This is a genomic window from Streptomyces sp. NPDC020807 (assembly GCF_040641575.1).
Taxonomy (GTDB): Bacteria; Actinomycetota; Actinomycetes; order Streptomycetales; family Streptomycetaceae; genus Streptomyces.
Map to the genome: position 1 here is coordinate 52,410 of NZ_JBFADU010000021.1, position 22,670 is coordinate 75,079.

The following is a 22,670-nucleotide window of genomic DNA, read 5'->3' on the forward strand; positions in this document are numbered from 1 at the left end:
AAAGGGAGTGAAATGGAGACAAGCAACGACGCGACCGAATGATTCGAAGAAGGCGGTGCGGGACGTGACTGCTACCCCGGCTGAGGCCACCGTGAACGAGCGGGCCTGGAAGAACTTCAAGGGCGGCCTGTGGCGCGACGCCATCGACGTCCGCGACTTCATCCAGCAGAACTACACCCCGTACGAGGGCGACGACACGTTCCTCGCCGGTCCCACCGAGCGGACCACCGCCGTGTGGAAGGCCATCACGGACAAGTTCCCCGAGGAGCGCGCGAAGGGCGTCCACGACGTCTCGTACGACGTCCCCTCGACGATCACCGCCCACGCCCCCGGCTACATCGACCGCGACAAGGACCTGATCGTCGGCCTCCAGACGGACGCCCCGCTGAAGCGCGCGATCATGCCGTACGGCGGCTGGCGCATGGTCGCCGGCGCCCTGGAGACGTACGGCTACCCGGTCTCCGAGGACCTGGAGAAGGTCTTCACCGAGTACCGCAAGACCCACAACGCCGGTGTCTTCGACGCGTACACCCCCGAGATCCGCGCCGCCCGCAAGGCCGGCATCGTCACCGGTCTCCCGGACGCCTACGGCCGCGGTCGCATCATCGGCGACTACCGCCGCGTCGCCCTCTACGGCGTCGACCGCCTCATCGAGGTGAAGAAGGAGGAGAAGGAGGAGCTCAACTCCCTCCCCGCCGGCAACCGCTCCCTCGAGGAGACGATCCGGCTGCGCGAGGAGCTCTCGGAGCAGATCCGCGCGCTCGGCGAGCTCAAGACGATGGCGAAGTCCTACGGCCACGACGTCTCCGGCCCGGCCACCACCGGCCGCGAGGCCATCCAGTGGCTGTACTTCGCCTACCTGGCGGCCGTGAAGGAGCAGAACGGCGCCGCGATGTCCCTCGGCCGGACGTCCACCTTCGTCGACGTCTACCTCCAGCGCGACATCGAGGCCGGTCTCCTCACCGAGGAGCAGGCCCAGGAGCTCGTCGACGACTTCATCATCAAGCTCCGCATCGTCCGCTTCCTGCGCACCCCCGAGTACGACGAGCTGTTCTCCGGCGACCCGACCTGGGTCACCGAGTCCATCGCCGGCATGGGCGAGGACGGCCGTCCGCTGGTCACCAAGACCTCCTTCCGCTACCTCCAGACCCTCTACAACCTCGGCCCGGCCCCCGAGCCGAACATGACGGTCTTCTGGTCGCCCCGGCTTCCCCAGGGCTTCAAGGAGTTCTGCGCGAAGGTCTCCATCGACACCTCCTCCGTGCAGTACGAGTCGGACGAGCTGATGCGCCCGCGCTTCGGCGACGACACCGCCATCGCCTGCTGCGTCTCCGCGATGCCGGTCGGCAAGCAGATGCAGTTCTTCGGCGCCCGCGTGAACCTCGCCAAGACCCTCCTGTACGCGATCAACGGCGGCCGCGACGAGAAGTCCGGCGCCCAGGTCGGCCCGTCCACCGGCGCCCTGACCGCCGAGGTCCTCGACTACGACGAGGTCATGGCGAAGTTCGACGAGCAGATGGAGTGGCTCGCGAACGTCTACGTCCACGCGCTGAACGTCATCCACTACATGCACGACCGGTACGCCTACGAGCGCATCGAGATGGCGCTCCACGACCGCGACGTGCGCCGCACCATGGCCTGCGGCATCGCCGGCCTCTCGGTCGCCGCCGACTCCCTCGCCGCCATCAAGTACGCCAAGGTCAGCCCCGTCCGCGACGAGACCGGCCTCGCGACCGACTACGTCATCGACGGCGAGTACCCCGCGTACGGCAACAACGACGAGCGCGTCGACGAGATCGCCGTCTGGCTGGTCGAGGAGTTCATGCGGAAGGTCCGCAAGCACCCCACGTACCGGAACGCCGAGCACACCCAGTCCGTCCTGACGATCACCTCGAACGTCGTCTACGGCAAGAAGACCGGCAACACCCCCGACGGCCGCCGCGCCGGCGAGCCCTTCTCCCCGGGCGCCAACCCGATGAACGGCCGCGACAGCCACGGCTACGTCGCCTCGGCGATGTCGGTCGCCAAGCTCCCGTACGAGGACGCGGAGGACGGCATCTCGCTGACCAACACCGTCACCCCCGACGGCCTGGGCCGCACCCCCGAGGAGCGGATCAAGAACCTCGCGGGCGTCCTCGACGGCTACATGGCCAGCGACGGCTTCCACATGAACGTCAACGTCCTCAACCGCGACGTGCTGATGGACGCCATGGAGCACCCGGAGAACTACCCGCAGCTGACCATCCGGGTCTCCGGATACGCGGTGAACTTCGTCCGGCTGACGCGCGAGCAGCAGCTCGACGTCCTGAACCGCACCTTCCACGGCTCGCTCTGAGCCCCTGACCCGCGCGACCCCGGGGCCCTGCCTCTTCACCCTCACCGGGCCCCGGGGCCGCGCGACCCCCTCGCCCCCTCTCCCTTCCCCCACACTCCTTGCCGGGAGGCCCGCCATGACGACACTCCTCGGACCCGACATCCCGGTCCGGCCCGCCACCCCGGCCGCCGCGGCGACCCAGCGCCCCTCCGAGGGCTCGGTCCACTCCTGGGACCTGTCGACCGGCGTCGACGGCCCCGGCACCCGCTTCGTCACCTTCCTCTCCGGCTGCCCGCTGACCTGCCTGTACTGCCACAACCCCGACACGATGAAGATGCGGAACGGCAAGCGCACCTCCGCCGACGACGTCGTCGCCGAGGCCCGCAAGTACGTCCGGTTCATCTCCGCCTCGGGCGGCGGCGCCACCGTCTCCGGCGGCGAACCCCTCCTCCAGCCGGTCTTCACCGGCGAACTGCTGCACCGCATGAAGCACGAGCTCGGCCTGCACACGGCCCTCGACACCTCGGGCTTCCTCGGCGCCCGCGCCACCGACGCCCTCCTGCGCGACACCGACCTGGTCCTCCTCGACATCAAGTCCTGGGACCCGGAGACGTACAAGAAGGTGACCGGCCGGCCGCTCCAGCCCACCCTGGACTTCGCCCGGCGCCTCGCCGACCTCGGCCAGGAGGTCCACGTCCGCTTCGTGCTCGTCCCGGGCCTCACCGACGACCCCGCCAACGTCGAGGGCGTCGCCGCCTTCGCCGCGGGCCTCGGCAACGTCTCCCGCGTCGACATCCTCCCGTTCCACAAGCTCGGCGAGGCGAAGTGGCAGGCCCTCGGCAAGCCGTTCACGCTGCACGACACCCCCTCCCCGACGCACGAGCAGGTCGCCGAGGCCCGTGAGCTCTTCCGCTCACACGGCCTGAACGCCGTGTGAGCGACGCGCTCACCCCAACGGCCCGCAAATCGGGACGAAGAGGGGTGTACCGCCTTACCGTGGCCGCGTGACCGAGCCACCGAAGACAGCCGAGCCGAGCCCCACCCCGGGAGACGCGGCACCAGCAGAACCCCCCGGCCGCGCGCCGCAGAGCCCCGCAGCCGTGCGCCGCCGTGCCACGCTCGTCGGCACCCTGGTCTCCGTCCTCCTGATCCTCGCGATCGTCTTCGGCAGCCGCCTGCTCCGCGACTTCGACTCGGCCCTCCTCCCGTACGCCGTGGCCACCGTCTTCCTCGCCTTCGGCGTCGCCTACCGCTACACCGTGTGGATCTCCGCCCCCGGCGCCCGGCGCCTCTTCAAGCAGGGCTGGCGCTCCTTCTTCTCCGCCGCGAACTTCCGCAAGGCCCCCACCGCCCTGCCGAAGATGATCGCCACCTACCTCGGCTTCCAGAAGTTCCTCGGCGCCCGCTCCCACGCCCGCTGGGCCGCCCACCAGCTCGTCTTCTGGGGCTGCCTGCTCGCCGCCGCGATCACCTTCCCCCTCACGTGGGGCTGGTTCACCTTCACCTCGTCCACCGGCTCGGGCCCCGGCTACGAGATGCGGATCTGGGGCTTCAAGGTCCTCGGCTTCGACTCGCTCAGCGTCTTCGGCTGGATCATGTTCCACGGCCTGGACATCGCCGCCGTCCTCGTCATCGCCGGCGCCTGCTACTTCCTGTGGCGCCGCATGAAGGACCGCGGTGCCATCACCGGCCAGCGCTTCGCCTACGACCTGATGCCGCTGATCTGCCTGATCGTCATCTCGGTCACGGGTCTCCTGCTGACCTTCTCGTCGATCTTCCTGCACGGCGGCGGATACGAGTTCCTCGCCGTCCTGCACATGGTCTCCGTGGTCTTCACCCTCATCTACATCCCCTTCGGGAAGTTCTTCCACATCGTCCAGCGGCCCGCCGCCGTCGGCATGCAGCTCTTCAAGTACACCTCCCGCCGCAAGGGCGAGGGCAAGGGCGAGGACGTCCTCGCCTGCCGCCGCTGCCACGAGCCCATCGACACCCCCGCCTACGTCGAGAACCTCCAGGGCACCATGCGCGACCTCGACCTCGGCTTCGACGAGTGGGCCGAGTACTGCCCCCGCTGCAAGCGCGTCCTGCGCGGAAACGCCTACCTCGACCACGTGAAGAAGGGCTTCAAGTGACCGCGACCGACCCCGCGACCACCCCCGGCCGGCCGGTGCCGCTCGACCCCTCCCTCGCCCCGCCCGGCACCCGCCAGTTCCGCGACGCCGGCGGCATCCCCGCCGACCGCTGGCACGCCGACCAGAACGGCGAGACCCTCGTCCCCACCCACTGCTGCTTCTGCGGCGTCCAGTGCGGCATGTACCTCCGCGTCGACCGCGGCGGCAAGGTCTTCGGCGTCGAGCCCCGCAACCACGACATCAACCGCATGCGGCTCTGCCCCAAGGGCATCAACGCCTACCAGCAGGTCAACCACCCCGACCGGCTCACCGCCCCCCTCGTGCGGCGGAATCGCGACGAGGAGTTCCGCGAGGCCAGCTGGGAAGAGGCCCTCGACTTCACCGTCGCCGAGATCCGCCGCATCCAGGCCGAGCACGGCAACGACGCCTTCGGCCTCCTCGGCGGCGCCAGCCTCTTCTCCGAGAAGACCTACCTCGTCGGCAAGTTCGCCCGCATCGCGCTCAAGTCGAAGCACGTCGACTACAACGGCCGCCTCTGCATGGTCTCCGCCGCCGGCGCCAACAAGCTCGCCTTCGGCATCGACCGCGCCGGGAACCCCTTCTCCGACATCCTCCTCACCGACTGCCTGCTCATCGCCGGCTCCAACGTCGGCGAGTGCTTCCCCGTCATGACCCAGTACCTGTGGGGAGCCCGCGACCGGGGCGCCACCCTCGTCGTCGTCGACCCCCGCGAGACCGCCATCGCGCGCACCGCGGACATCCACGTCGCCCTCAAGCCCGGCACCGACTCCGCCTTCTTCAACGCGGTCCTCCACGTCGTCGTCGCCGAGGGCCTCACCGACGAGGCCTACCTCGCCGCGCACACCACCGGCTGGGACGAGGTCAAGAAGACCGTCGCCGACTACCCGCCGTCCCGCTCCGCCGCCATCTGCGGCGTCCCCGAGGAGCAGATCGTCCAGGTCGCCCGCACCTTCGCGGGCGCGGGCAAGGCCATGGCCTGGCACGCCCGCGGCGTCGAGCACCACTCCCAGGGCGTCGAGAACTGCCTCACGATCATCAACCTCTGCGTGGCCACCGGGAACATCGGCAAGCCCGGCGCCGGATACGGCACCATCACCGGCCAGGGCAACGGTCAGGGCGGCCGTGAACACGGCCAGAAGTCCGACCTCCTCCCCGGCGGCCGCTCCATCACCAACCCGGAGCACCGCCGCCAGATCTGCGAGATCTGGGGCATCGACGAGTCCGAACTGCCCCTCGCCGGCACCTCCATGATGGAGATGGTCTGGCAGATGCAACGCCAGGAGATCCGCGGCCTCATCGGCATCTGCAACAACCCCTTCGTCTCCCTCCCGAACTACGCCACCGTCAAGGACGGCTACGACACCCTCGAATTCCACGCCCAGTTCGACTTCTTCCTCTCCGAGACCGCCGCCAACGCGCACGTCGTCTTCCCCGTCACCGTCTGGGCCGAGGACGAGGGCGTCATGGCCAACGCCGAGGCCCGGGTCGTCAAGCACAACAAGGCCCAGGAACCCCCGGCCGGCGTCCGCACCGACACCTGGGTGATGTGCGAACTCGCCAAGCGGCTCGGCGCCGGCGACAAGTTCGACTTCCCGGACTCCCGCGCCGTCTTCGAGGAACTCCGCGTCGCCTCCGCCGGCACGGTCAACGACTACTACGGCATCACCTACGAGCGCCTGGAGGAGACCGGCGGCATCGCGTGGCCCTGCCCCTCCACCGAGCACCCCGGCACCCCCCGCCTCTTCGAGGACGGCAGGACCTACCACCCCGACGGCAAGATCCACATGCAGGTCGTCGAATGGCACCCGCCGATGGACCCGTACAGCGAGGAGTACCCCCTCTCGCTCACCACCGGACGCACCGTCGCCCACTTCCTCTCCGGCAACCAGACCCGCCGCCTGGGCGCCCTCGTCGAACAGACCCCCCGCCCCTGGGTCGAGGTCCACCCCTGCCACGGCTTCCGCAACGGCGACCCCGTCCGGGTCGTCACCCGCCGCGGCAGCGAGGTCTTCCCCGCCCTCGTCACCGAGGCCATCCGCCCCGACACCGTCTTCGTCCCGTACCACTGGCCCGTCCCCACCGCGGCCAACGCCCTCACCATCGACGCCCTCGACCCCCGCTCCAAGATCCCGGAGTACAAGGTCTGCGCCGCCCGCATCGAGGCCGCCGAACGCGTCGACGAGGTCCCCGCCCCGCCCACCGCCCCCGGACAGCACGCCTACCCGGAGACCCAGGTCTCCCGACTCGACCCGCTGCCCCCGACCTCCCCCCAGGGCCGCGGCACCGCGGAGAGGAGCTGACCCGCACATGATGGGCCGCACGATCTTCATCGACCCGGGCCGCTGCATCGGCTGCCAGGCCTGCGTCTCCGCCTGCCGCGAATGCGACTCCCACCGCGGCAAGTCGATGATCCACCTCGACTACCCCGACGAGGGCCACTCCGTCGCCTCCCTCCCCACCGTCTGCATGCACTGCGAGGACCCCGTCGCCCCCTGCGCCGAGGTCTGCCCCGCCGACGCGATCCTCGTGACCGCCGACGGCGTCGTGCAGCAGGCCGACACCACCCGCTGCATCGGCTGCGCCAACTGCGTCAACGCCTGCCCCTTCGGCGTCCCCAAGATCGACCTCCAGGCGAAGCTCCAGATGAAGTGCAACCTCTGCTACGACCGCACCGCCTACGGACTCGCCCCCATGTGCGCCACGGTCTGCCCCACCGGCGCCCTCTTCTACGGAACGCTCGAAGAGCTCCAGGCCGAGCGCCCCGGCGTCCAGGTGGCCGACTCCTTCACCTTCGGCTCGACCACGGTCACCACCGGCGTGGCCATGGTCGTCCCCGCCGACAAGGTCCAGTGGCCGGTCCCCGGCGGCCTCCCCGTCGTCGAGATCAATGGAAGGGATGTCCGTTGAGCGTCACCGATCCCCAGCCGCCGGCACCGGACCCCGGCACCGACGCGGCACAGTCGGCACTCCGGGACCGGATCTCCGCCGACTCCCTCACCAGCCGCCGCGACTACCTGCGGATCGTCGCCACCGTCTCCGGCGGCCTCGCCGTCGGCGGCGTCGCCGTCGCCTCCGGCATCCTCCACCGCCACGGCGACAGCGACGGCACACCCGAACCGAAGAGGATCGCCGACGCGATCGAACCCGGCCAGTCCCTCGCGTTCCGCTATCCGGGTGACGAGGACCGCGCCATCGCCGTCCGCATGGAGGACGGCACCCTCGCCGGCTACTCCGCCGTCTGCACCCACCTCGCCTGCGCCGTCCTCTGGCGCAAGGAGCGGGGCAGCGAGGGCGAGCTGTACTGCCCCTGCCACGAGGGGATCTTCGACGCCCGTACGGGAGAGGTCACCGCCGGCCCGCCGCCGCGGGGACTCCCGAAGGTGCTGCTCGTGGAGGAGACCGACGGCAGTGTCTGGGCCGTCGGCACCGCCCGCTCGGGCGAGAGCGCCCGCGAGGGCCTGTGCCGCCAGCTCGGTGGAACCCGCCCCGAGCTCGCCGAACGCCTCGGCTGCCCCGGCGCCTCCGCCAAGGCCGAGGCCGAGAGGAGCCGGCGCACATGACCGACAGCCCCTTCCCCCGGGATCCGGAGGCCCCCCGGCCCCAGGAACCCGCCACGGCCCCCGCCGCTGCCCCCGCGCCCGCCCCGCCGTCGGGGCCCCCGGCCTACACCCCCGGCAGCGCCCAGGCCCGCCTGAACCGGCCGGTCCACGAGCGCTACCCGCAGATCAGGCCCACCAGTGGCTACGGAGACCCCCGCGTCCGGCACACCGGCCCCGGGCCCGGAGCGGGTACGGAGCAGGAGCCCGAGCGCTCCTCGAAGCTGTCCGCGCGTCTCGCGCTGGCGCTCACGGTCGTCATCGGCCAGCTCTGGGGGCTGACGATCGTGGTGGACGAGTGGATGTCGGGCGACACCGGCACCGCCTGGTGGGGGGCGGGCTTCCTCGTCCTGTCGTTCCTGGTCGTCCTGGGGCTCTGGGCCCTCGACCCGAAGGACCGCTGAGCGGGCCCCGAGGGGAAAAGCACCGGGTGAGGGGCGGGGGAGCGGGCGTACCCTGAGAGGTATGAGCACCGCCCCCGCCCACGGCCCGCGAGACGCGAAGCGACCCGGCTCCCGTTCCACCCCTGAGAACACGCCGAAGCCGGTCCTCGCCTTCGACGATCCGCTGGACCAGCAGTCCGTGGACGACACGGACCGTGGATGGGGCGAGCGGCCTCCCGGTGGCGACAGCGCCGCCGACCTCGCGCGCTTCCTCGACGAGAAGCCGCCGCACCACCTCTGATCCCGGCCCGCGCCGGTCAGGAGGTGGGGTGCGCCTCCGGGCCCTTGCCCGTCCCCGGCCCGGTCCCCGTGCCCGTGCCCGTGCTCGCCGTCGAGCCGGAACCGCCGCGCTGCGCCACCAGGTGGTCGCGGATCTCCTTGAGCACCTCCAGCTCGCTGATCTCCATGGTCTCCGCGACGCCCTCCTTCGCCTTGTCGTGCGCGGCACGCTTGGCGAGGACCTTGGCCATCGGCAGGACCATCAGGAAGTAGACGACGGCGGCCGTGATGAGGAAGCTCAGGATCGAGCTGAGGACCAGACCCCACTGGAGCTGGATGCCCTGCATCTCGCCGTTGACCACCACGCAGGTGCCCTTGACGCAGGACGCGTAGCCCTCGAGGTCCTTCGTCCCGAAGGCGCCGACGATCGGGTTGATGATCCCCTTGACCACCGAGTTCACGATGTTGGTGAACGCGGCACCGATGACGACCGCCACCGCGAGGTCGATCACGTTTCCGCGCATCAGGAAGGCCTTGAAGCCCTCCAGCACGCTTTCCTTCTTCTCGGCCACCAAGGTGCCTTTCGTTCTCGTCCGTTGCGCTGTGTGCGGAGCCATTACGCCGTGAAGGGCGTGAAGGCGTCCAATCCGTACACACGGGACGGTGACTTGACAGTGAGTCAGTGCGAATCACCACACCGTCACCGCCAGTCGGGACGTGACACCGGCACCTGCCAGGGCTGCCGCGGCCGACCGTGGCACGGACAGGACGACGAGCGCCCCTCCATCCGAACGAGTCTCACCCGGGCGGGGAACTTCGGCCACTCGAACGCCTGTAGCGACCACGCGCGCCTCACCCGCCGCGCCCGTCGGGGAGTTGGGCGCGGCGATCACGTCGACCCGGTCCCCGGCGCGCAGGAACCGTACGGTCTCGGCGTCCGCGATCCGCACGGGCGCGGTCACGAGCCGCACCGCGGCGGACGGCGGCGAGGCCCGGGGGACCGCGGCCGCCCGGGGCGGCGGCGCGGCCCCCGACCTCGCACTCCCCGTGACGAGGGCCAGCACGGCGCTCGTCATTGCCAGGAGCAGCACGAGCGCGGGCCGCCCCCGCCGCAGGGCCCGCAGCGGGGACCGCCGGGTGCCCACACCCCGTACCGGCTCGAACGCCGGCACCAACGTCGTCGTCATCGCGACACCACCGATCCAGAAGGAGAGCGAAGGAGGAGGAAGGAGATCCGGGAAGATCTCCGCCCTCACTCTCCCGGCTCGGCCGCGTCCCCGCTCCGGCCTGTGGACCACCCACCGTCTGTGGATAACCCGCTCACCCCCACGGGTGGCACGAACGCCAAGACACCGAGGGCCCCGTCGCTGGTGCGACGGGGCCCTCGGTGAAGGAACAGGCAGATCAGGCGGCCGAGGTCGAGCTTCCGGAGCTCGACGACGAAGCGGTGGACGTCGAGGACGACGAGGCCGGCTTCGCGTCCGACGACGTCGAGGACGACGTGGACGAAGACGACGAGGTCGAGGACTTCGACGAAGAGGCCGGCGAGCTGCTGGACGACGAGCCGCGGCTGTCGTTCCGGTAGAACCCGGAGCCCTTGAAGACGATGCCGACGGCCGAGAACACCTTCTTCAGGCGGCCCTTGCAGCTGGGGCACTCGGTCAGCGCGTCATCGGTGAACTTCTGCACCGCCTCGAGGCCTTCGCCGCACTCGGTGCACTGGTACTGGTAGGTCGGCACTGTGACTTCCTCCTGGCACTCACACTCATCGAGTGCTAACGACGTTCCATCTTGACGTATTCCTCGGAATCAGTCCACCGTCACCGGCACGCGGTGACCGACACCACGTGCCGCGACCCGGCCGGCCTCGCGCGGCTTGAGCCGCGACCGCAGGGCGACGAGGGTGGCGAGGGCGAGGACGGTGCCCGCCATCGGCACGAGGAATCCGGCGCCGGACCCCTGGGAGTCCGCGAGCCGGCCCGCGACGGTGACGCCCGCGGCCTGGCCGAGCGCGACCGCGCCGGTGAGCCAGGTGAAGGCCTCGGTCCGGGCGGACGCCGGGACCAGGGTCTCCACGATCGTGTAGCCGGTGATCAGGGCCGGGGCGATGCACAGGCCCACGACGAGGCCCAGCGCGCCGAGCAGCACCACGGAGTGCGTGGTCCACAGCAGGGACGCGGCGATCGTGAGGCCGGTGTAGCCGAGGATCATGCGGCGGCGGGGGCCGATCTTCCAGGCGACGGCGCCGACCGCGATGCCCGCGAGCATGTTGCCGGCGGCGAAGATGCCGTACAGCAGGCCGTTGGCGCCGGGGTTGCCGATCTCCGCGGAGAACGCGGTCAGGGAGACCTGCATGCCGCCGAACACGGAGCCGATGCCGAGGAAGGCGACGATCAGGACGCGGACGCCGGGGACGGAGAGCGCCGAGCGGTGGGGCTCGCCGCCGCCGGCCGCGGTGATGCCGTACGCGGGCTGGGTGGCGCGCTGCGCGGCGAAGAACAGGCCGCCGACGAGGGTGAGGACGGCCTCGGCGATCAGGCCCGCGGCCGGGTGGATGCCGGTGCACAGGGCGGTCGCGAGGACGGGGCCGACGACGAAGGTGAACTCGTCCGTGACGGACTCGAAGGCCGCGGCCGTCGGCATCAGCGGGGTGCCGTCGAGCTTCGCCGCCCAGCGGGCCCTGACCATCGGCCCCACCTGCGGCACGGAGGCGCCGGTGGGGACCGCGGCCAGGAACAGCGCCCACATCGGGGCGTCGCCGAGCGCGAGGGCCACGAGCAGGGCGACCGACGCGGTGTGGACGAGGACGCCCGGCACGAGGACGGCGCGCTGGCCGAAGCGGTCGGCGAGCTTGCCGGTCTGCGGCGCGAACAGCGCCATCGAGACGCCGGTGACGGCGGCGACGGCGCCGGCGCTGCCGAAGGAGCCGGTGGTGCTCTGGACGAGCAGGACGATGCCGATGGTCAGCATCGCGAAGGGCTGGCGGGCGGCGAAGCCCGGGATCAGGAAGGAGAGCGCACCGGGAGTACGCAGGAGCTGCCCGTATCCGGGGCGCTTGCCCGTGGTGTTGACCGTGGACGCCACGGTCCTGGCCTTTCTGCCGCCTGGTAGCGCGCCCCTGCACGGTGGTGCGGGTGTCGCCGAGAGCTGTCCTCATGCGCGTTACTGCGGTAGATACCGGGCCGGCCCCACTGCGGAGGGGCGCCTCGGCCGCCATACGGTCGCGCCAGCTCTGCGTCAGGCAGAGTTGGTTCGATCAGGTGTTCCTTCATGGTACAGGGAAGACCTGCCTTCTGGCTGGGAAACGCTCCCGGACCCGAAATAATGCCTGCGATTAGCGGCTCCCCGTCCGATGACGCGCACCGAATCGCAGCTGCGTCCCGCTCGGCTCCGAGGCCGCCGTCGCCCCGCCCGTCCCGAGCCAGCCGGCGAGCTTGCCGCCCTGCCCGACCGCCCGGAGGCGACGCTCCGTGGCGTCCCGCACCGGATCGGTGGCCACGACGAGGAGCTCGTCGCCCTGCCGCAGCACGGTCGCGGGACCCGGGACGAAGCTCTTCTCGTCCCGTACGACGAGGGTGACCGCCGCTCCGGCCGGGAGCCGCAGCTCCGCGACCTCGACGCCGTGCATCCGGGACTGCTCGGGGATGGCGACGGAGAGCAGGTGGCCGCGCAGCCGCTCCAGCGGCGCGGATTCCACGCCGAGGTCGGCGGCGGCCGAGGAGTCGCCGAGCTTCAGCGCCTTCGCGAGCCAGGGCAGGGTCGGGCCCTGGACCAGGGTGTAGACCACGACGAGGACGAAGACGATGTTGAAGATCCGCTCGCTGCCCTCGATCTGCGCCACCATCGGGATGGTGGCGAGGATGATGGGCACGGCTCCGCGCAGGCCGGCCCAGGACATGAGGGCCTGCTCCTGCCAGGGGATCTTGAAGGGCAGCAGGCTGACCATGACCTCCATGGGCCGCGCGACCATCGTCAGGACGAGGCCGATGACGACGGCGGGCCAGAAGTCGTGGCCCAGCTCGTGCGGGGTGACCAGCAGGCCGAGCAGGACGAACATGCCGATCTGGGCGATCCAGCCGAGTCCCTCGGCGAAGCCGCGGTTGGCCGGGGCGTGCGGCAGCTTGGCGTTGCCGAGGACCATCGCGGCCAGGTAGACGGCGAGGAAGCCGGAGCCGTGGGCCAGGGCGCCCGCCGCGTAGGCGACGACGGCGATGGCCATGACGGCGATCGGGTAGAGGCCGGATGCCGGCAGGGCGACGTGGCGGAGCCCGTACGCGCCGAGGAAGCCGACGGTGAGGCCGACGGCGACGCCGATCGCGAGCTCCAGGGCGATCGTCCCGACGAGGACGTACCAGGCGTCGACCGGTCCGGCCGTGGAGAAGGCCACGACGAGGATGACGACGGGGGCGTCGTTGAAGCCGGACTCGGCCTCCAGGACACCGGTGACCCGGGAGGGCAGCGGCACCTTGCGCAGGACGGAGAAGACGGCGGCGGCGTCCGTGGAGGAGACGACGGCGCCGATGATCAGCGCCTGCTGCCACTCCAGGCCGACGAGGTAGTGGGCGGCGGTGGCGGTGATGCCGACGCTGACGGCGACGCCGACCGTGGAGAGGACGACGGCGGCCGGGAGGGCCGGCTTGATCTCCTTCCACTTCGTGCCGAGGCCGCCCTCGGCGAGGATCACGACGAGGGCCGCGTAGCCGATGACCTGGGTGAGCTCGGCGTTGTCGAATTCGACGTTGCCGATGCCGTCCTGCCCTATCGCGATGCCGATGCCGAGGTAGAGCAGCAGGCTGGGGAGCCCGCTGCGTGACGAGATCCGCACCGCCGCGACCGCGATGAGCAGCACGAGCGAGCAGATGAGCAGGAGTTCGTTGAGCTGGTGGACAGTCAGTGGCCGATCCTTCCCTCGCACGCGGCTGGATCGTTTTTCCAGCAGCACCCGGCGGCAGACACTTCGTTACCTTACCTAATCTTTAACGCTTTCTTGACGCTCTCTTTGCCTCCGGGCTGCCCTTCCCCGCTCACCAGTGCGGTTCTCTACAGCTCGCTTCCCTGACACCGCGTCCGGGCCGTCCGGACGCTGCGCCTAAGGTTGCTCCCGTACTCCAGGACCACCCTGCCCCTCGAAGGACAGCGATGCCCTCCAACACGACCGCGCCCCCCGGCAAGAAGACCGCCAAGAAGAAAGGGCGGCGCGCCCGCCTGATCCTCGTCGTCCTGGTCCTCGCCCTGGTCGCGGGCATCGGCTTCGGCGGGTACTGGGGTGTCAGCACCGTCCGGGCCTCGTTCCCGCAGACCACCGGCGAGATCCGGCTCGACAGCCTCTCCGCCGACGTCGAGGTCAAGCGCGACGCCAACGGCGTCCCGCAGATCTACGCGGACAACGAGACCGACCTCTTCCGCGCGCAGGGCTACGTCCAGGCGCAGGACCGCTTCTACGAGATGGACGTCCGGCGCCACGTGACCGCCGGGCGCCTCTCCGAGATGTTCGGCGAGAGCCAGGTCGACACCGACGCCTTCCTCCGCACGCTCGGCTGGCGCCGGGTCGCGCAGCAGGAGTACGACAAGGTCCTCGCCCCGGAGACGAAGAAGTACCTCCAGGCGTACGCGGAAGGCGTCAACGCCTACCTGAAGGACCGCGCGCCCGAGGACATCTCCGTCGAGTACGCGGCCCTCGCGCTCACCAACGACTACACGATCGAGCCGTGGACCCCGGTCGACTCGGTGGCCTGGCTCAAGGCGATGGCCTGGGACCTGCGCGGCAACATGCAGGACGAGATCGACCGCTCGCTGATGACGAGCCGGCTGAGCGCCAGCCAGATCAAGCAGCTCTACCCCGAGTACCCGTACGCGCTCCACCAGCCGATCCTCGACGGGGGCGCCGTCGACGAGTCGACCGGGCAGTTCGACCCGGCGGCCAAGCCCGGCGAGGCCGACGGCGCGACCACCGGCGACACCCCGGGCACCGGCCCGGGCAACTCCGCCGACGGCGTGTCCGCCCAGCTCGGCGCGCTCTCCTCGATGTCCGAGGTCCTGGACTCCATCCCGGCCCTCCTCGGCCCCAACGGCAACGGCATCGGCTCGAACTCCTGGGTCGTCGCCGGGAAGTACACGACCTCCGGCAAGCCGCTCCTCGCCAACGACCCGCACCTCGCGCCCCAGCTGCCGTCCCTCTGGTACCAGATGGGCCTGCACTGCCGCTCGGTCTCGGCCACCTGCCGCTACGACGTCGCCGGCTATACCTTCTCCGGCATGCCCGGCGTGATCATCGGCCACAACGACAAGATCGCCTGGGGCCTCACCAACCTCGGCGCCGACGTCACCGACCTCTACCTGGAGAAGATCGGCCCCGACGGCTACCTCGTCGACGGCAAGGTCAAGCCCTTCACGGTCCGCGAGGAGACCATCAAGGTCGCCGGCGGCGCGAGCCGGACGATCACGGTCCGCTCGACCGAGCACGGCCCGCTCGTCTCCGACCGCAACACGGAGCTGGAGAAGGTCGGCCAGAAGGCCCCCGTCGGCAACGCCGCCCCCGACCGCGGCACCGGCTACGGCGTCGCCCTCCAGTGGACCGCCCTCCAGCCGGGCAAGTCGATGGACGCGATCTTCGCCCTCGACCGCGCCAAGGACTTCCCCACCTTCCGGGTCGCCGCGAAGGACTTCGAGGTCCCCTCCCAGAACCTGATCTACGCCGACACCGAGGGCAACATCGGCTACCAGTCCCCGGGCAGGATCCCGCAGCGGACCAAGGGCGACGGCACCCTCCCGGCGCCGGGCTGGGACTCCTCGTACCGGTGGAAGGGGTACATCCCCTTCGCGCAGCTGCCGTACGAGTACAACCCCGACCGCGGCTACATCGTCACCGCCAACCAGGCCGTCCTCGACCAGCGCACCTACCCCGACCTGCTCACCAAGGACTGGGGCTACGGCTCGCGCAGCCAGCGGATCAACGACCTCATCGAGTCGAAGACCAAGGACGGCGGCAAGATCTCGCCGGACGACATGCGGACCATGCAGACGGACAACCGCAGCGAGATCGCGACCATGCTCAACCCGCTGCTCCTGAAGGTCGACATCTCCGACCCGGCCGTCCGCGAGGCGCAGAAGCTCCTCGAGGGCTGGGACTACACGCAGGAGCCCGACTCGGCCGCCGCCGCGTACTTCAACGCGGTCTGGCGCAACGTCCTCAAGCTCGCCTTCGGCAACAAGCTGCCCAAGGAGCTGCGCGCCGAGGGCGACTGCATCGCCGTCCGCCCGGCGGAGACGACCGGCCCGGTCGACGAGCAGAACAAGCTCGTCCGCGAGTGCGGCGAGCGCGACGCCGACTCGGCGCAGCCGGACGGCGGCGACCGCTGGTACGAGGTGGTCCGCCCGCTCCTCAAGCAGGAGAAGAGCGAGTGGTGGGTCACCCCGGGCAACCGGATCGACCAGCCCACCGAGACCCGTGACCAGCTCCTCGCCCGGGCCATGAAGGACGCCCGCTGGGAGCTGACCGCGAAGCTCGGCAAGGACGTCTCGACCTGGAGCTGGGGCCGCCTGCACCAGCTGACGCTGAAGAACCAGACGCTCGGCACGGCCGGCCCCGGCCTCGTCCAGCAGCTCCTCAACCGCGGCCCGTGGAACCTGGGCGGCGGCGAGGCGGCGGTCGACGCCACCGGCTGGAACGCGGCCGGCGGCTACGACGTCATCTGGGTCCCGTCGATGCGGATGGTCGTCAACGTCGGCGACTGGGACAAGTCCCGGTGGGTCAACCTGACCGGCGCCTCGGGCCACGCCTTCCACGCGCACTACACCGACCAGACGGACACGTGGGCGAAGGGCGAGCTGTACGACTGGGCCTACGGCAAGGCGGCGGTCGACGCGTCGACGAAGGACACGCTCACGCTCAAGCCCTGATCCCCGATGCCGTGATCAGGGCCGGAAGCGGGTGACCCCCTCCGGGGTCACCACCGCGTGGACGGGGTGGTCGTGCGGTTCCTCCGGGACCCGCGGGACCACCTCGTCCGCGTAGAGGAGGACGACGAGGGCCGGATCCACGCCCGCGCGTGCGAGGCGGGCGAGGACCCGGTCGTACGAGCCGCCGCCCCGGCCGAGCCGCATGCCGCGCGCGTCCACGGCGAGCCCGGGGAGCAGGACGGCGTCGGCGGTGCAGACCGCCTCGGGTCCGAGCCGGGTCCCGACCGGTTCGAGCAGGCCCCGGCCGGCCTTCGCGAGCCGCTCGGGTCCCTCGTACGCGGCCCAGTCCAGGTCGTTGTCGGGCAGCAGCACCGGGAGCAGGACCCGCACCCCGCGCGCGTGGAGCGCGTCGAGCAGGGCGCGCGTTCCCGGTTCGCGGCCGACCGACACATAGGCGGCGACGGTGGACGCCTCCGCGAGTTCGGCGAGTTCCACTCCCCGGTGGGCGAGGGACGCGGCCGTCAGCGTGAGGAATTCGGCGCCGAGGGCGGACCTGGCTTCCAGAAGCCGACGACGCATCAGGGCCTTTTCGGACATTTCCTGAGAGGCGTTCTCGGGTGTTGTGGGTGTCATGTCGGGCTCATGCCTTTTCGTGAAAGTAGCGTAACTGTCTTTATCGGGAGGAAGTTGATGGAAGTCACATCTTCCTCTCATTCCCAACCGTTAAAGTGCACCGTATGAATCACTCGCTCCCCAGGCTCGGCCGGATCAGCAAGGCTGTCATCCCCGCCGCGGGCCTCGGCACCCGCTTCCTTCCGGCGACGAAGGCGACGCCGAAGGAAATGCTGCCCGTCGTCGACAAGCCGGCCATCCAGTACGTCGTCGAGGAGGCCGTCGCGGCCGGCCTCTCCGACGTCCTGATGGTCACCGGCCGGAACAAGCGTCCCCTGGAGGACCATTTCGACCGGAACCACGAGCTCGAGGAAGCGCTGATCCGCAAGGGTGACGAGGAGCGTCTCTCGAAGGTCCAGGAGCCGAGCGACCTGGCCACCATGCACTACGTGCGCCAGGGCGCCCCGCGCGGCCTCGGCCACGCCGTCCTGTGCGCCGCCCCGCACGTCGGCGACCAGCCCTTCGCCGTCCTCCTCGGCGACGACCTGATCGACCCGCGCGACCCGCTGCTCGCGCGCATGGTGGAGGTCCAGGAGCGCGAGGGCGGCAGCGTGATCGCCCTCATGGAGGTCGAGCCCTCGCAGATCCACCTGTACGGCTGCGCGGCCGTCGAGACGACCGGCGACGCGGACGTCGTGCGCGTGACGGACCTCGTCGAGAAGCCGGAGCCGTCCGAGGCGCCGAGCAACTACGCGATCATCGGCCGCTACGTCCTCGACCCGGCCGTCTTCGACGTCCTCCGCGAGACCGAGCCGGGCCGCGGTGGCGAGATCCAGCTGACCGACGCCCTGCAGACGCTGGCGGCCGACGAGAAGATCGGCGGACCCGTCCACGGCGTCGTCTTCAAGGGCCGTCGCTATGACACCGGCGACCGCGGGGACTACCTGCGTGCCATTGTCAGACTCGCGTGCGAACGTGAGGATCTGGGACCGGACTTCCGGGACTGGCTCCGGAGGTACGTCAACGAGGAGATGTAGGACCTTGAGCAGCAGCACGGCACCGTCCGACGACCACGGGCACGACTCCACCGCCGACCCCTGCGCGGGCCCGGCCCACGGCCTGTGGTCGGTGGACGAGCACCTCGCCGACATCCTCGCGACCGTCGGCCCGCTCGAACCCATCGAGCTCCAGCTCCTCGACGCGCAGGGCTGCGTCCTCGTCGAGGACGTGACGGTGCCGGTCGCGCTGCCGCCCTTCGACAACAGCTCCATGGACGGGTACGCGGTCCGGGTCGCCGATGTCACCGGCGCCACCGAGGAGTTCCCGGCCGTCCTCACCGTCATCGGCGACGTCGCCGCCGGTGACGGCTCGCTGCCGACGGTCGGCCCCGGCCAGGCCGCCCGCATCATGACCGGCGCCCCGCTGCCGCCCGGCGCCGAGGCCGTCGTCCCGGTCGAGTGGACCGACGGCGGTACGGGCGGGGGCGCGGCCACCGGCATGCGCGCCGCGTCCGCGGCGCCCGAGGGCGCGGGCGGCGAGGTCCGCGTCCACCGCTCCGCCGAGGCCGGCGCCCATGTCCGTACGGCGGGCAGCGACGTGCGGGCGGGGGAGCCGGCCCTCGCGGCCGGCACGGTCCTCGGGCCGCCGCAGATCGGCCTGCTCGCGGCGATCGGCCGCGGCACCGTGCGGGTGCGTCCGCGCCCCCGGGTGGTCGTCCTCTCCACCGGCAGCGAGCTGGTCCAGCCCGGCGAGCCGCTCGGCGAGGGCCAGATCCACGACTCCAACAGCTTCGCGCTGGCCGCCGCCGCGCGGGACGCGGGCGCCCTCGCCTACCGGGTGGGCGCCGTCACCGACGACGCCGAGGAGCTGCGGGCCACGATCGAGGACCAGCTCATCCGGGCGGACCTCATCGTGACGACGGGCGGGGTGAGCGTCGGGGCGTACGACGTGGTGAAGGAGGCGCTGACCTCCGAGGGCCAGGTCGACTTCCGCAAGCTGGCGATGCAGCCGGGCAAGCCGCAGGGCTTCGGGGCGATCGGCGAGGAGCAGATCCCGCTGCTCGCGCTGCCGGGCAACCCGGTCTCCTCGTACGTCTCCTTCGAGCTGTTCGTCCGCCCCGCGATCAGAGCCCTCGCGGGCCTGGAGGACCTGCACCGCCCCCGCGTCCGCGCGGTCCTCACGTCCGGGAAGGCGCTCTCCTCGCCCGCCGGCCGACGCCAGTTCCTGCGGGGCACGTACGACCCCGGGGCGGGCACCGTCACCCCTGTGGGCGGTGAGGGTTCGCACCTGATCGCGGCCCTGGCGCACGCGGACTGCCTGCTCGTGGTCCCGGAGGAGACGACGAGCGTCGAACCGGGCACCGAGCTCGAAGTGGTCCTCCTCGGCTGAGGGGGCGAGGGTGGGGGTACGGTGTCGTCCCGCAGGGCCTGCCCGACCGTTCCCGTCGGGTCCGGCCCGCCCGGCACGCACGCTCGCCGCACGTCCGCGACGTCCCCGTAGCTCCGCTACGCACACGCCCCGGCCGCACGCCGAGCGCACGCACCGAACGACCCGGCCTGTCCGACGCCCATGGTCGGGCAGGCCCTACCAGCGACCGGGAGTGTCACGGCGATGAGCACGCAGCAAGGTCTCACCCACATCGACGAGGCGGGGGCGGCCCGCATGGTCGACGTCTCCGCCAAGGACGTCACGGCCCGCACCGCGCGGGCCAGCGGGCGGGTCCTCGTCTCGCCGCGCGTGATCGAGCTGCTGCGCGGTGAGGGCGTCCCGAAGGGCGACGCGCTCGCGACGGCCCGGATCGCCGGGATCATGGGCGCGAAGAAGACGCCCGACCTCATCCCGCTCTGCCACCCGCTGGCCGTCTCGGGCGTGACGCTCGACCTCGCGGTCACGGACGAGGCCGTCGAGATCCTCGCGACCGTGAGGACGACGGACCGCACGGGCGTCGAGATGGAGGCCCTGACCGCGGTCTCTGTGGCGGCCCTGACCGTCGTCGACATGGTGAAGGCGGTCGACAAGGGCGCGGTCATCTCCGACGTACGGGTGGAGGAGAAGACGGGCGGGAAGTCGGGTCACTGGACGCGGGGCGAGGCGTGACGGGCCTCCGGGGCGGCTACCGCGCGCTCGTCGTCACCGCCTCCAACCGCGCCTCCGCCGGCGTGTACGAGGACAAGGGCGGCCCGCTGATCGCCGAGGGCCTCGCCGCGATGGGCTTCGCCGTGGACGGCCCCCAGGTCGTCCCGGACGGGGCCCCCGTCGAGGCAGCCCTGCGCGCCGGCGTCGCCGCCGGGTACGACGTGATCGTGACCACCGGCGGCACGGGCATCTCGCCCACGGACGAGACCCCCGAGGCCACCCGCAGGGTCCTCGACCGCGAGATCCCGGGCATCCCGGAGGCCATCCGCGCGTTCGGCCGGGAGAAGGTGCCCACGGCGGCGCTCTCGCGCGGCCTGGCGGGCGTCGCGGGCGGGACGCTGATCGTGAACCTGCCGGGCTCCCCGGGCGGCGTACGGGACGGTCTGGCCGTCCTGGAACCCCTCCTCCGTCACGCCGTCGACCAGATCCGCGGCGGCGACCACCCGAGATCGTCGTGATCCCGTCCTGGCCGGTGGTCCTCGTCGACGGGGACGTCGTGCTGCGCCCCATAAAGATGGGCGACCACCGGGCCTGGCGCGAGGTGAACCGGCGCAACCGCGAGTGGCTCCGCCCCTGGGAGGCGACGGTGCCGCCGCCGGCGCCGGGCGGGCCGGTCGCGCAGCGGCCGACGTACCGTCAGATGGTGCGCCACCTGCGGGCGGAGGCGAAGGCCGGGCGGATGCTGCCGTTCGTCATCGAGTACCAGGGGCGGCTGGTCGGGCAGTTGACGGTGGCCGGGATCACCTGGGGCTCGATGTGCTCCGGTCACGTGGGCTACTGGGTGGACAGCGAGGTGGCCGGTCGCGGGGTGATGCCGACGGCGGTCGCGCTCGCCACGGACCACTGCTTCCGGGTGGTCGGGCTGCACCGGATGGAGGTCTGCATCCGCCCCGAGAACGGGCCTTCGCGCCGGGTCGTCGAGAAACTCGGTTTCCGCGAGGAGGGGTTGCGGCCGCGTTACCTCCACATCGACGGCGCCTGGCGGGATCATCTGGTGTTCGCGCTGACGGCGGAAGAGGTGCCGGAAGGCTTGTTGCGGAGATGGCGCCTCTCGCAAAGAATGAAATAAGTGTTCGAATTTAATCGCCAATTGGCCGCGAACGATCTGAACAATCACAAAAAAGTTCAGTGATATCAGCCAGATCGTGCGACACACCGGGCCAATTGGCCGATGGCCCCCCGCGAACCCCTCTACCGTGTGAGGCGTGAGCAGCAGCGGCCTCATCTACGCAGTCATCGTCGGGGCCTGGGCCGCCTACTTGGTGCCGATGTGGCTCCGCAGGCAGGACGAGCTGAACGAAGCCCGTCCGACGGAACGCTTCAGCACCGCCATCCGGCTGCTGTCCGGACGGGCGGGAATGGAGCGCCGGTACGCCAAGGAGCTCAAAGAGCGGGACCGTACGGCGGAGGAACCGACGCCCGACGGGGAGCCGGACGAGGCGACCGAGCGACTCAGCTCGGTCGACGTCCGGGGCTTTTCCGCGCCCGCGGCCAGAACCGAGGCGCGCCTGGAACTCCCGGAACCGGCCCAGGAAGCCGCGCCGGCGCCCGCGCCGGCCCCTTCCCCGGCCCCCTCTCCAGGCCCCTCGGCGGCCCCCTCCGCGGGCTCCGACCCCGCCCGCCCCGCCGCCCCCGGCGCGGCGGCCGAACGCGCCCGCAGGGGCAAGGTCCTGGCCCGCCGCCGGCGCACCACCATGCTGCTCTTCGCCGCCTTCAGCGTCGGCGCGGCGGTCGCGGCCGTCGGCGGCGTCCACCTCCTGTGGGCGCCCGCCGTCCCCGCGGTGCTCCTGAGCGCGTACATCGTGCACCTGCGGATCCAGGAACGCCGGCGCTTCGTGTACGTCATGGACCGGCGCCGCGCGGAGGCGGCGGCGGCCCGGCTGCGCGAGTCGCGACGCCCGGCCCCGACGCCCGAGCCCGCCGTCGACCCGTCCCCGTCCCCGCAGGAGGCGGACCGCCGGGCCCTGGTCGAGCAGACGGACCACGCGGAGTGGGTCGACCAGCAGCGCGAGCGCGGCCCGGCCCGCGGCGACAGCTGGGAACCGGTCCCGGTCCCGCTCCCCACGTACGTGACGGCCCCCGTGGCCCCGCGCGCGCCCGGCGGCGTCGACATCACGGACCCGGAGACCTGGAGCGCGGCCCGCTCCTCCACGGCCGCCGACCCGACCCCGCCCCCGGCCCCCGCCCCGCGCCGCCGCCCGGCCACCCCGCCGCGCCGCGGCCGCGACCACGGCCGCACCCCGCTCTTCGACCAGTACGCCGACGACGACCGCCCCCGCGCGGCCAACGAATGACCCCG

At 71.5% G+C, this 22,670-nt stretch carries 21 protein-coding genes; 15 read left to right on the forward strand and 6 right to left on the reverse strand.

Going from position 1 to position 22,670, the window contains the following annotated elements:
* The first annotated feature begins 55 nt into the window (after window positions 1–55).
* The 8 genes from pflB (at window position 56) to AB0G79_RS25750 (ending at window position 8,747) form a co-directional block, all read left to right on the forward strand.
* Entirely contained in the window at window positions 56–2,335 is a 2,280-nt protein-coding gene (gene pflB / locus AB0G79_RS25715; protein WP_360810321.1) for a formate C-acetyltransferase, read from the forward strand.
* 115 nt (window positions 2,336–2,450) lie between these two features.
* Entirely contained in the window at window positions 2,451–3,251 is an 801-nt protein-coding gene (pflA, locus tag AB0G79_RS25720; RefSeq protein WP_360810323.1) for a pyruvate formate-lyase-activating protein, read from the forward strand.
* Between the two features lie 67 nt (window positions 3,252–3,318).
* Window positions 3,319–4,446 (forward strand): MFS transporter, encoded by a 1,128-nt coding sequence (locus AB0G79_RS25725; protein ID WP_360810325.1) that lies wholly within the window; start codon window positions 3,319–3,321, stop codon window positions 4,444–4,446.
* Window positions 4,443–6,767, forward strand: coding sequence for a molybdopterin oxidoreductase family protein (locus AB0G79_RS25730; protein ID WP_360810327.1), 2,325 nt, complete (start codon window positions 4,443–4,445; stop codon window positions 6,765–6,767). The genes AB0G79_RS25725 and AB0G79_RS25730 overlap by 4 nt, the downstream gene beginning before the upstream one ends.
* Window positions 6,768–6,774: 7 nt before the next feature.
* Window positions 6,775–7,374, forward strand: a complete 600-nt coding sequence (locus tag AB0G79_RS25735) for a 4Fe-4S dicluster domain-containing protein (protein WP_125751250.1) — start codon at window positions 6,775–6,777, stop codon at window positions 7,372–7,374.
* A complete protein-coding gene (locus AB0G79_RS25740) occupies window positions 7,371–8,027 on the forward strand; it encodes a Rieske (2Fe-2S) protein (protein WP_360810330.1) in 657 nt (218 codons plus the stop codon). The genes AB0G79_RS25735 and AB0G79_RS25740 overlap by 4 nt, the downstream gene beginning before the upstream one ends.
* Entirely contained in the window at window positions 8,024–8,467 is a 444-nt protein-coding gene (locus AB0G79_RS25745; protein WP_360810332.1) for a hypothetical protein, read from the forward strand. The genes AB0G79_RS25740 and AB0G79_RS25745 overlap by 4 nt, the downstream gene beginning before the upstream one ends.
* A gap of 61 nt (window positions 8,468–8,528) precedes the next feature.
* Entirely contained in the window at window positions 8,529–8,747 is a 219-nt protein-coding gene (locus AB0G79_RS25750; RefSeq protein WP_360810334.1) for a hypothetical protein, read from the forward strand.
* A gap of 16 nt (window positions 8,748–8,763) precedes the next feature.
* On the opposite strand, the gene mscL is transcribed toward AB0G79_RS25750, so the two are convergent.
* The 5 genes from mscL to AB0G79_RS25775 form a co-directional block, all read right to left on the reverse strand.
* Window positions 8,764–9,297, reverse strand: coding sequence for a large conductance mechanosensitive channel protein MscL (gene mscL / locus AB0G79_RS25755; RefSeq protein ID WP_360810336.1), 534 nt, complete (start codon window positions 9,295–9,297; stop codon window positions 8,764–8,766).
* Window positions 9,298–9,414: 117 nt separating this feature from the next.
* Window positions 9,415–9,912, reverse strand: a complete 498-nt coding sequence (locus AB0G79_RS25760; RefSeq protein ID WP_360810338.1) for a hypothetical protein — start codon at window positions 9,910–9,912, stop codon at window positions 9,415–9,417.
* A gap of 217 nt (window positions 9,913–10,129) precedes the next feature.
* Window positions 10,130–10,465: an FmdB family zinc ribbon protein gene (locus AB0G79_RS25765; protein WP_360810340.1), complete on the reverse strand. Its 336-nt coding sequence runs from the start codon at window positions 10,463–10,465 to the stop codon at window positions 10,130–10,132.
* Window positions 10,466–10,534: 69 nt separating this feature from the next.
* Window positions 10,535–11,809, reverse strand: coding sequence for an MFS transporter (locus AB0G79_RS25770; RefSeq protein WP_360810342.1), 1,275 nt, complete (start codon window positions 11,807–11,809; stop codon window positions 10,535–10,537).
* 250 nt (window positions 11,810–12,059) lie between these two features.
* Window positions 12,060–13,619, reverse strand: coding sequence for a potassium/proton antiporter (locus AB0G79_RS25775; RefSeq protein ID WP_360810418.1), 1,560 nt, complete (start codon window positions 13,617–13,619; stop codon window positions 12,060–12,062).
* Window positions 13,620–13,864: 245 nt separating this feature from the next.
* Here AB0G79_RS25775 and AB0G79_RS25780 point away from each other — a divergent pair, with 245 nt between their 5' ends.
* Entirely contained in the window at window positions 13,865–16,624 is a 2,760-nt protein-coding gene (locus AB0G79_RS25780; protein ID WP_360810344.1) for a penicillin acylase family protein, read from the forward strand.
* A 15-nt stretch (window positions 16,625–16,639) separates the two neighbouring features.
* On the opposite strand, the gene AB0G79_RS25785 is transcribed toward AB0G79_RS25780, so the two are convergent.
* Window positions 16,640–17,221, reverse strand: a complete 582-nt coding sequence (locus AB0G79_RS25785; RefSeq protein ID WP_360810346.1) for a 5-formyltetrahydrofolate cyclo-ligase — start codon at window positions 17,219–17,221, stop codon at window positions 16,640–16,642.
* A 140-nt stretch (window positions 17,222–17,361) separates the two neighbouring features.
* Between AB0G79_RS25785 and galU the strand changes: the two genes are divergently transcribed.
* The 6 genes from galU to glpR all read left to right on the forward strand — a co-directional run bounded on the left by galU (window position 17,362) and on the right by glpR (window position 22,665).
* On the forward strand, window positions 17,362–18,273 hold the full coding sequence (galU, locus tag AB0G79_RS25790; RefSeq protein WP_360810348.1) for a UTP--glucose-1-phosphate uridylyltransferase GalU: 912 nt from the start codon (window positions 17,362–17,364) through the stop codon (window positions 18,271–18,273).
* Window positions 18,274–18,277: 4 nt separating this feature from the next.
* Window positions 18,278–19,624 (forward strand): gephyrin-like molybdotransferase Glp, encoded by a 1,347-nt coding sequence (glp, locus tag AB0G79_RS25795; RefSeq protein ID WP_360810350.1) that lies wholly within the window; start codon window positions 18,278–18,280, stop codon window positions 19,622–19,624.
* Window positions 19,625–19,846: 222 nt separating this feature from the next.
* Window positions 19,847–20,332, forward strand: coding sequence for a cyclic pyranopterin monophosphate synthase MoaC (gene moaC / locus AB0G79_RS25800; RefSeq protein WP_360810352.1), 486 nt, complete (start codon window positions 19,847–19,849; stop codon window positions 20,330–20,332).
* Window positions 20,329–20,829, forward strand: a complete 501-nt coding sequence (locus AB0G79_RS25805; RefSeq protein WP_360810354.1) for a MogA/MoaB family molybdenum cofactor biosynthesis protein — start codon at window positions 20,329–20,331, stop codon at window positions 20,827–20,829. Before moaC ends, AB0G79_RS25805 begins: the two co-directional genes overlap by 4 nt.
* A complete protein-coding gene (locus AB0G79_RS25810) occupies window positions 20,826–21,440 on the forward strand; it encodes a GNAT family protein (RefSeq protein WP_360810356.1) in 615 nt (204 codons plus the stop codon). The genes AB0G79_RS25805 and AB0G79_RS25810 overlap by 4 nt, the downstream gene beginning before the upstream one ends.
* A 136-nt stretch (window positions 21,441–21,576) precedes the next feature.
* Complete coding sequence (glpR, locus tag AB0G79_RS25815; protein WP_360810358.1) at window positions 21,577–22,665, forward strand: gephyrin-like molybdotransferase receptor GlpR; 1,089 nt, start codon at window positions 21,577–21,579, stop codon at window positions 22,663–22,665.
* The last annotated feature ends 5 nt before the right edge of the window (window positions 22,666–22,670 follow it).

Bases quoted from the DNA above. Each gene is read 5' to 3' on its own strand.
- pflA (WP_360810323.1), top strand. From the start codon at position 2,451: ATGACGACACTCCTCGGACCCGACATCCCGGTCCGGCCCGCCACCCCG.
- AB0G79_RS25735 (WP_125751250.1), top strand. From the start codon at position 6,775: ATGATGGGCCGCACGATCTTCATCGACCCGGGCCGCTGCATCGGCTGC.
- AB0G79_RS25745 (WP_360810332.1), top strand. From the start codon at position 8,024: ATGACCGACAGCCCCTTCCCCCGGGATCCGGAGGCCCCCCGGCCCCAG.
- AB0G79_RS25750 (WP_360810334.1), top strand. From the start codon at position 8,529: ATGAGCACCGCCCCCGCCCACGGCCCGCGAGACGCGAAGCGACCCGGC.
- AB0G79_RS25760 (WP_360810338.1), bottom strand. From the start codon at position 9,912: ATGACGACGACGTTGGTGCCGGCGTTCGAGCCGGTACGGGGTGTGGGC.
- AB0G79_RS25780 (WP_360810344.1), top strand. From the start codon at position 13,865: ATGCCCTCCAACACGACCGCGCCCCCCGGCAAGAAGACCGCCAAGAAG.
- AB0G79_RS25785 (WP_360810346.1), bottom strand. From the start codon at position 17,221: ATGTCCGAAAAGGCCCTGATGCGTCGTCGGCTTCTGGAAGCCAGGTCC.
- galU (WP_360810348.1), top strand. From the start codon at position 17,362: ATGAATCACTCGCTCCCCAGGCTCGGCCGGATCAGCAAGGCTGTCATC.
- moaC (WP_360810352.1), top strand. From the start codon at position 19,847: ATGAGCACGCAGCAAGGTCTCACCCACATCGACGAGGCGGGGGCGGCC.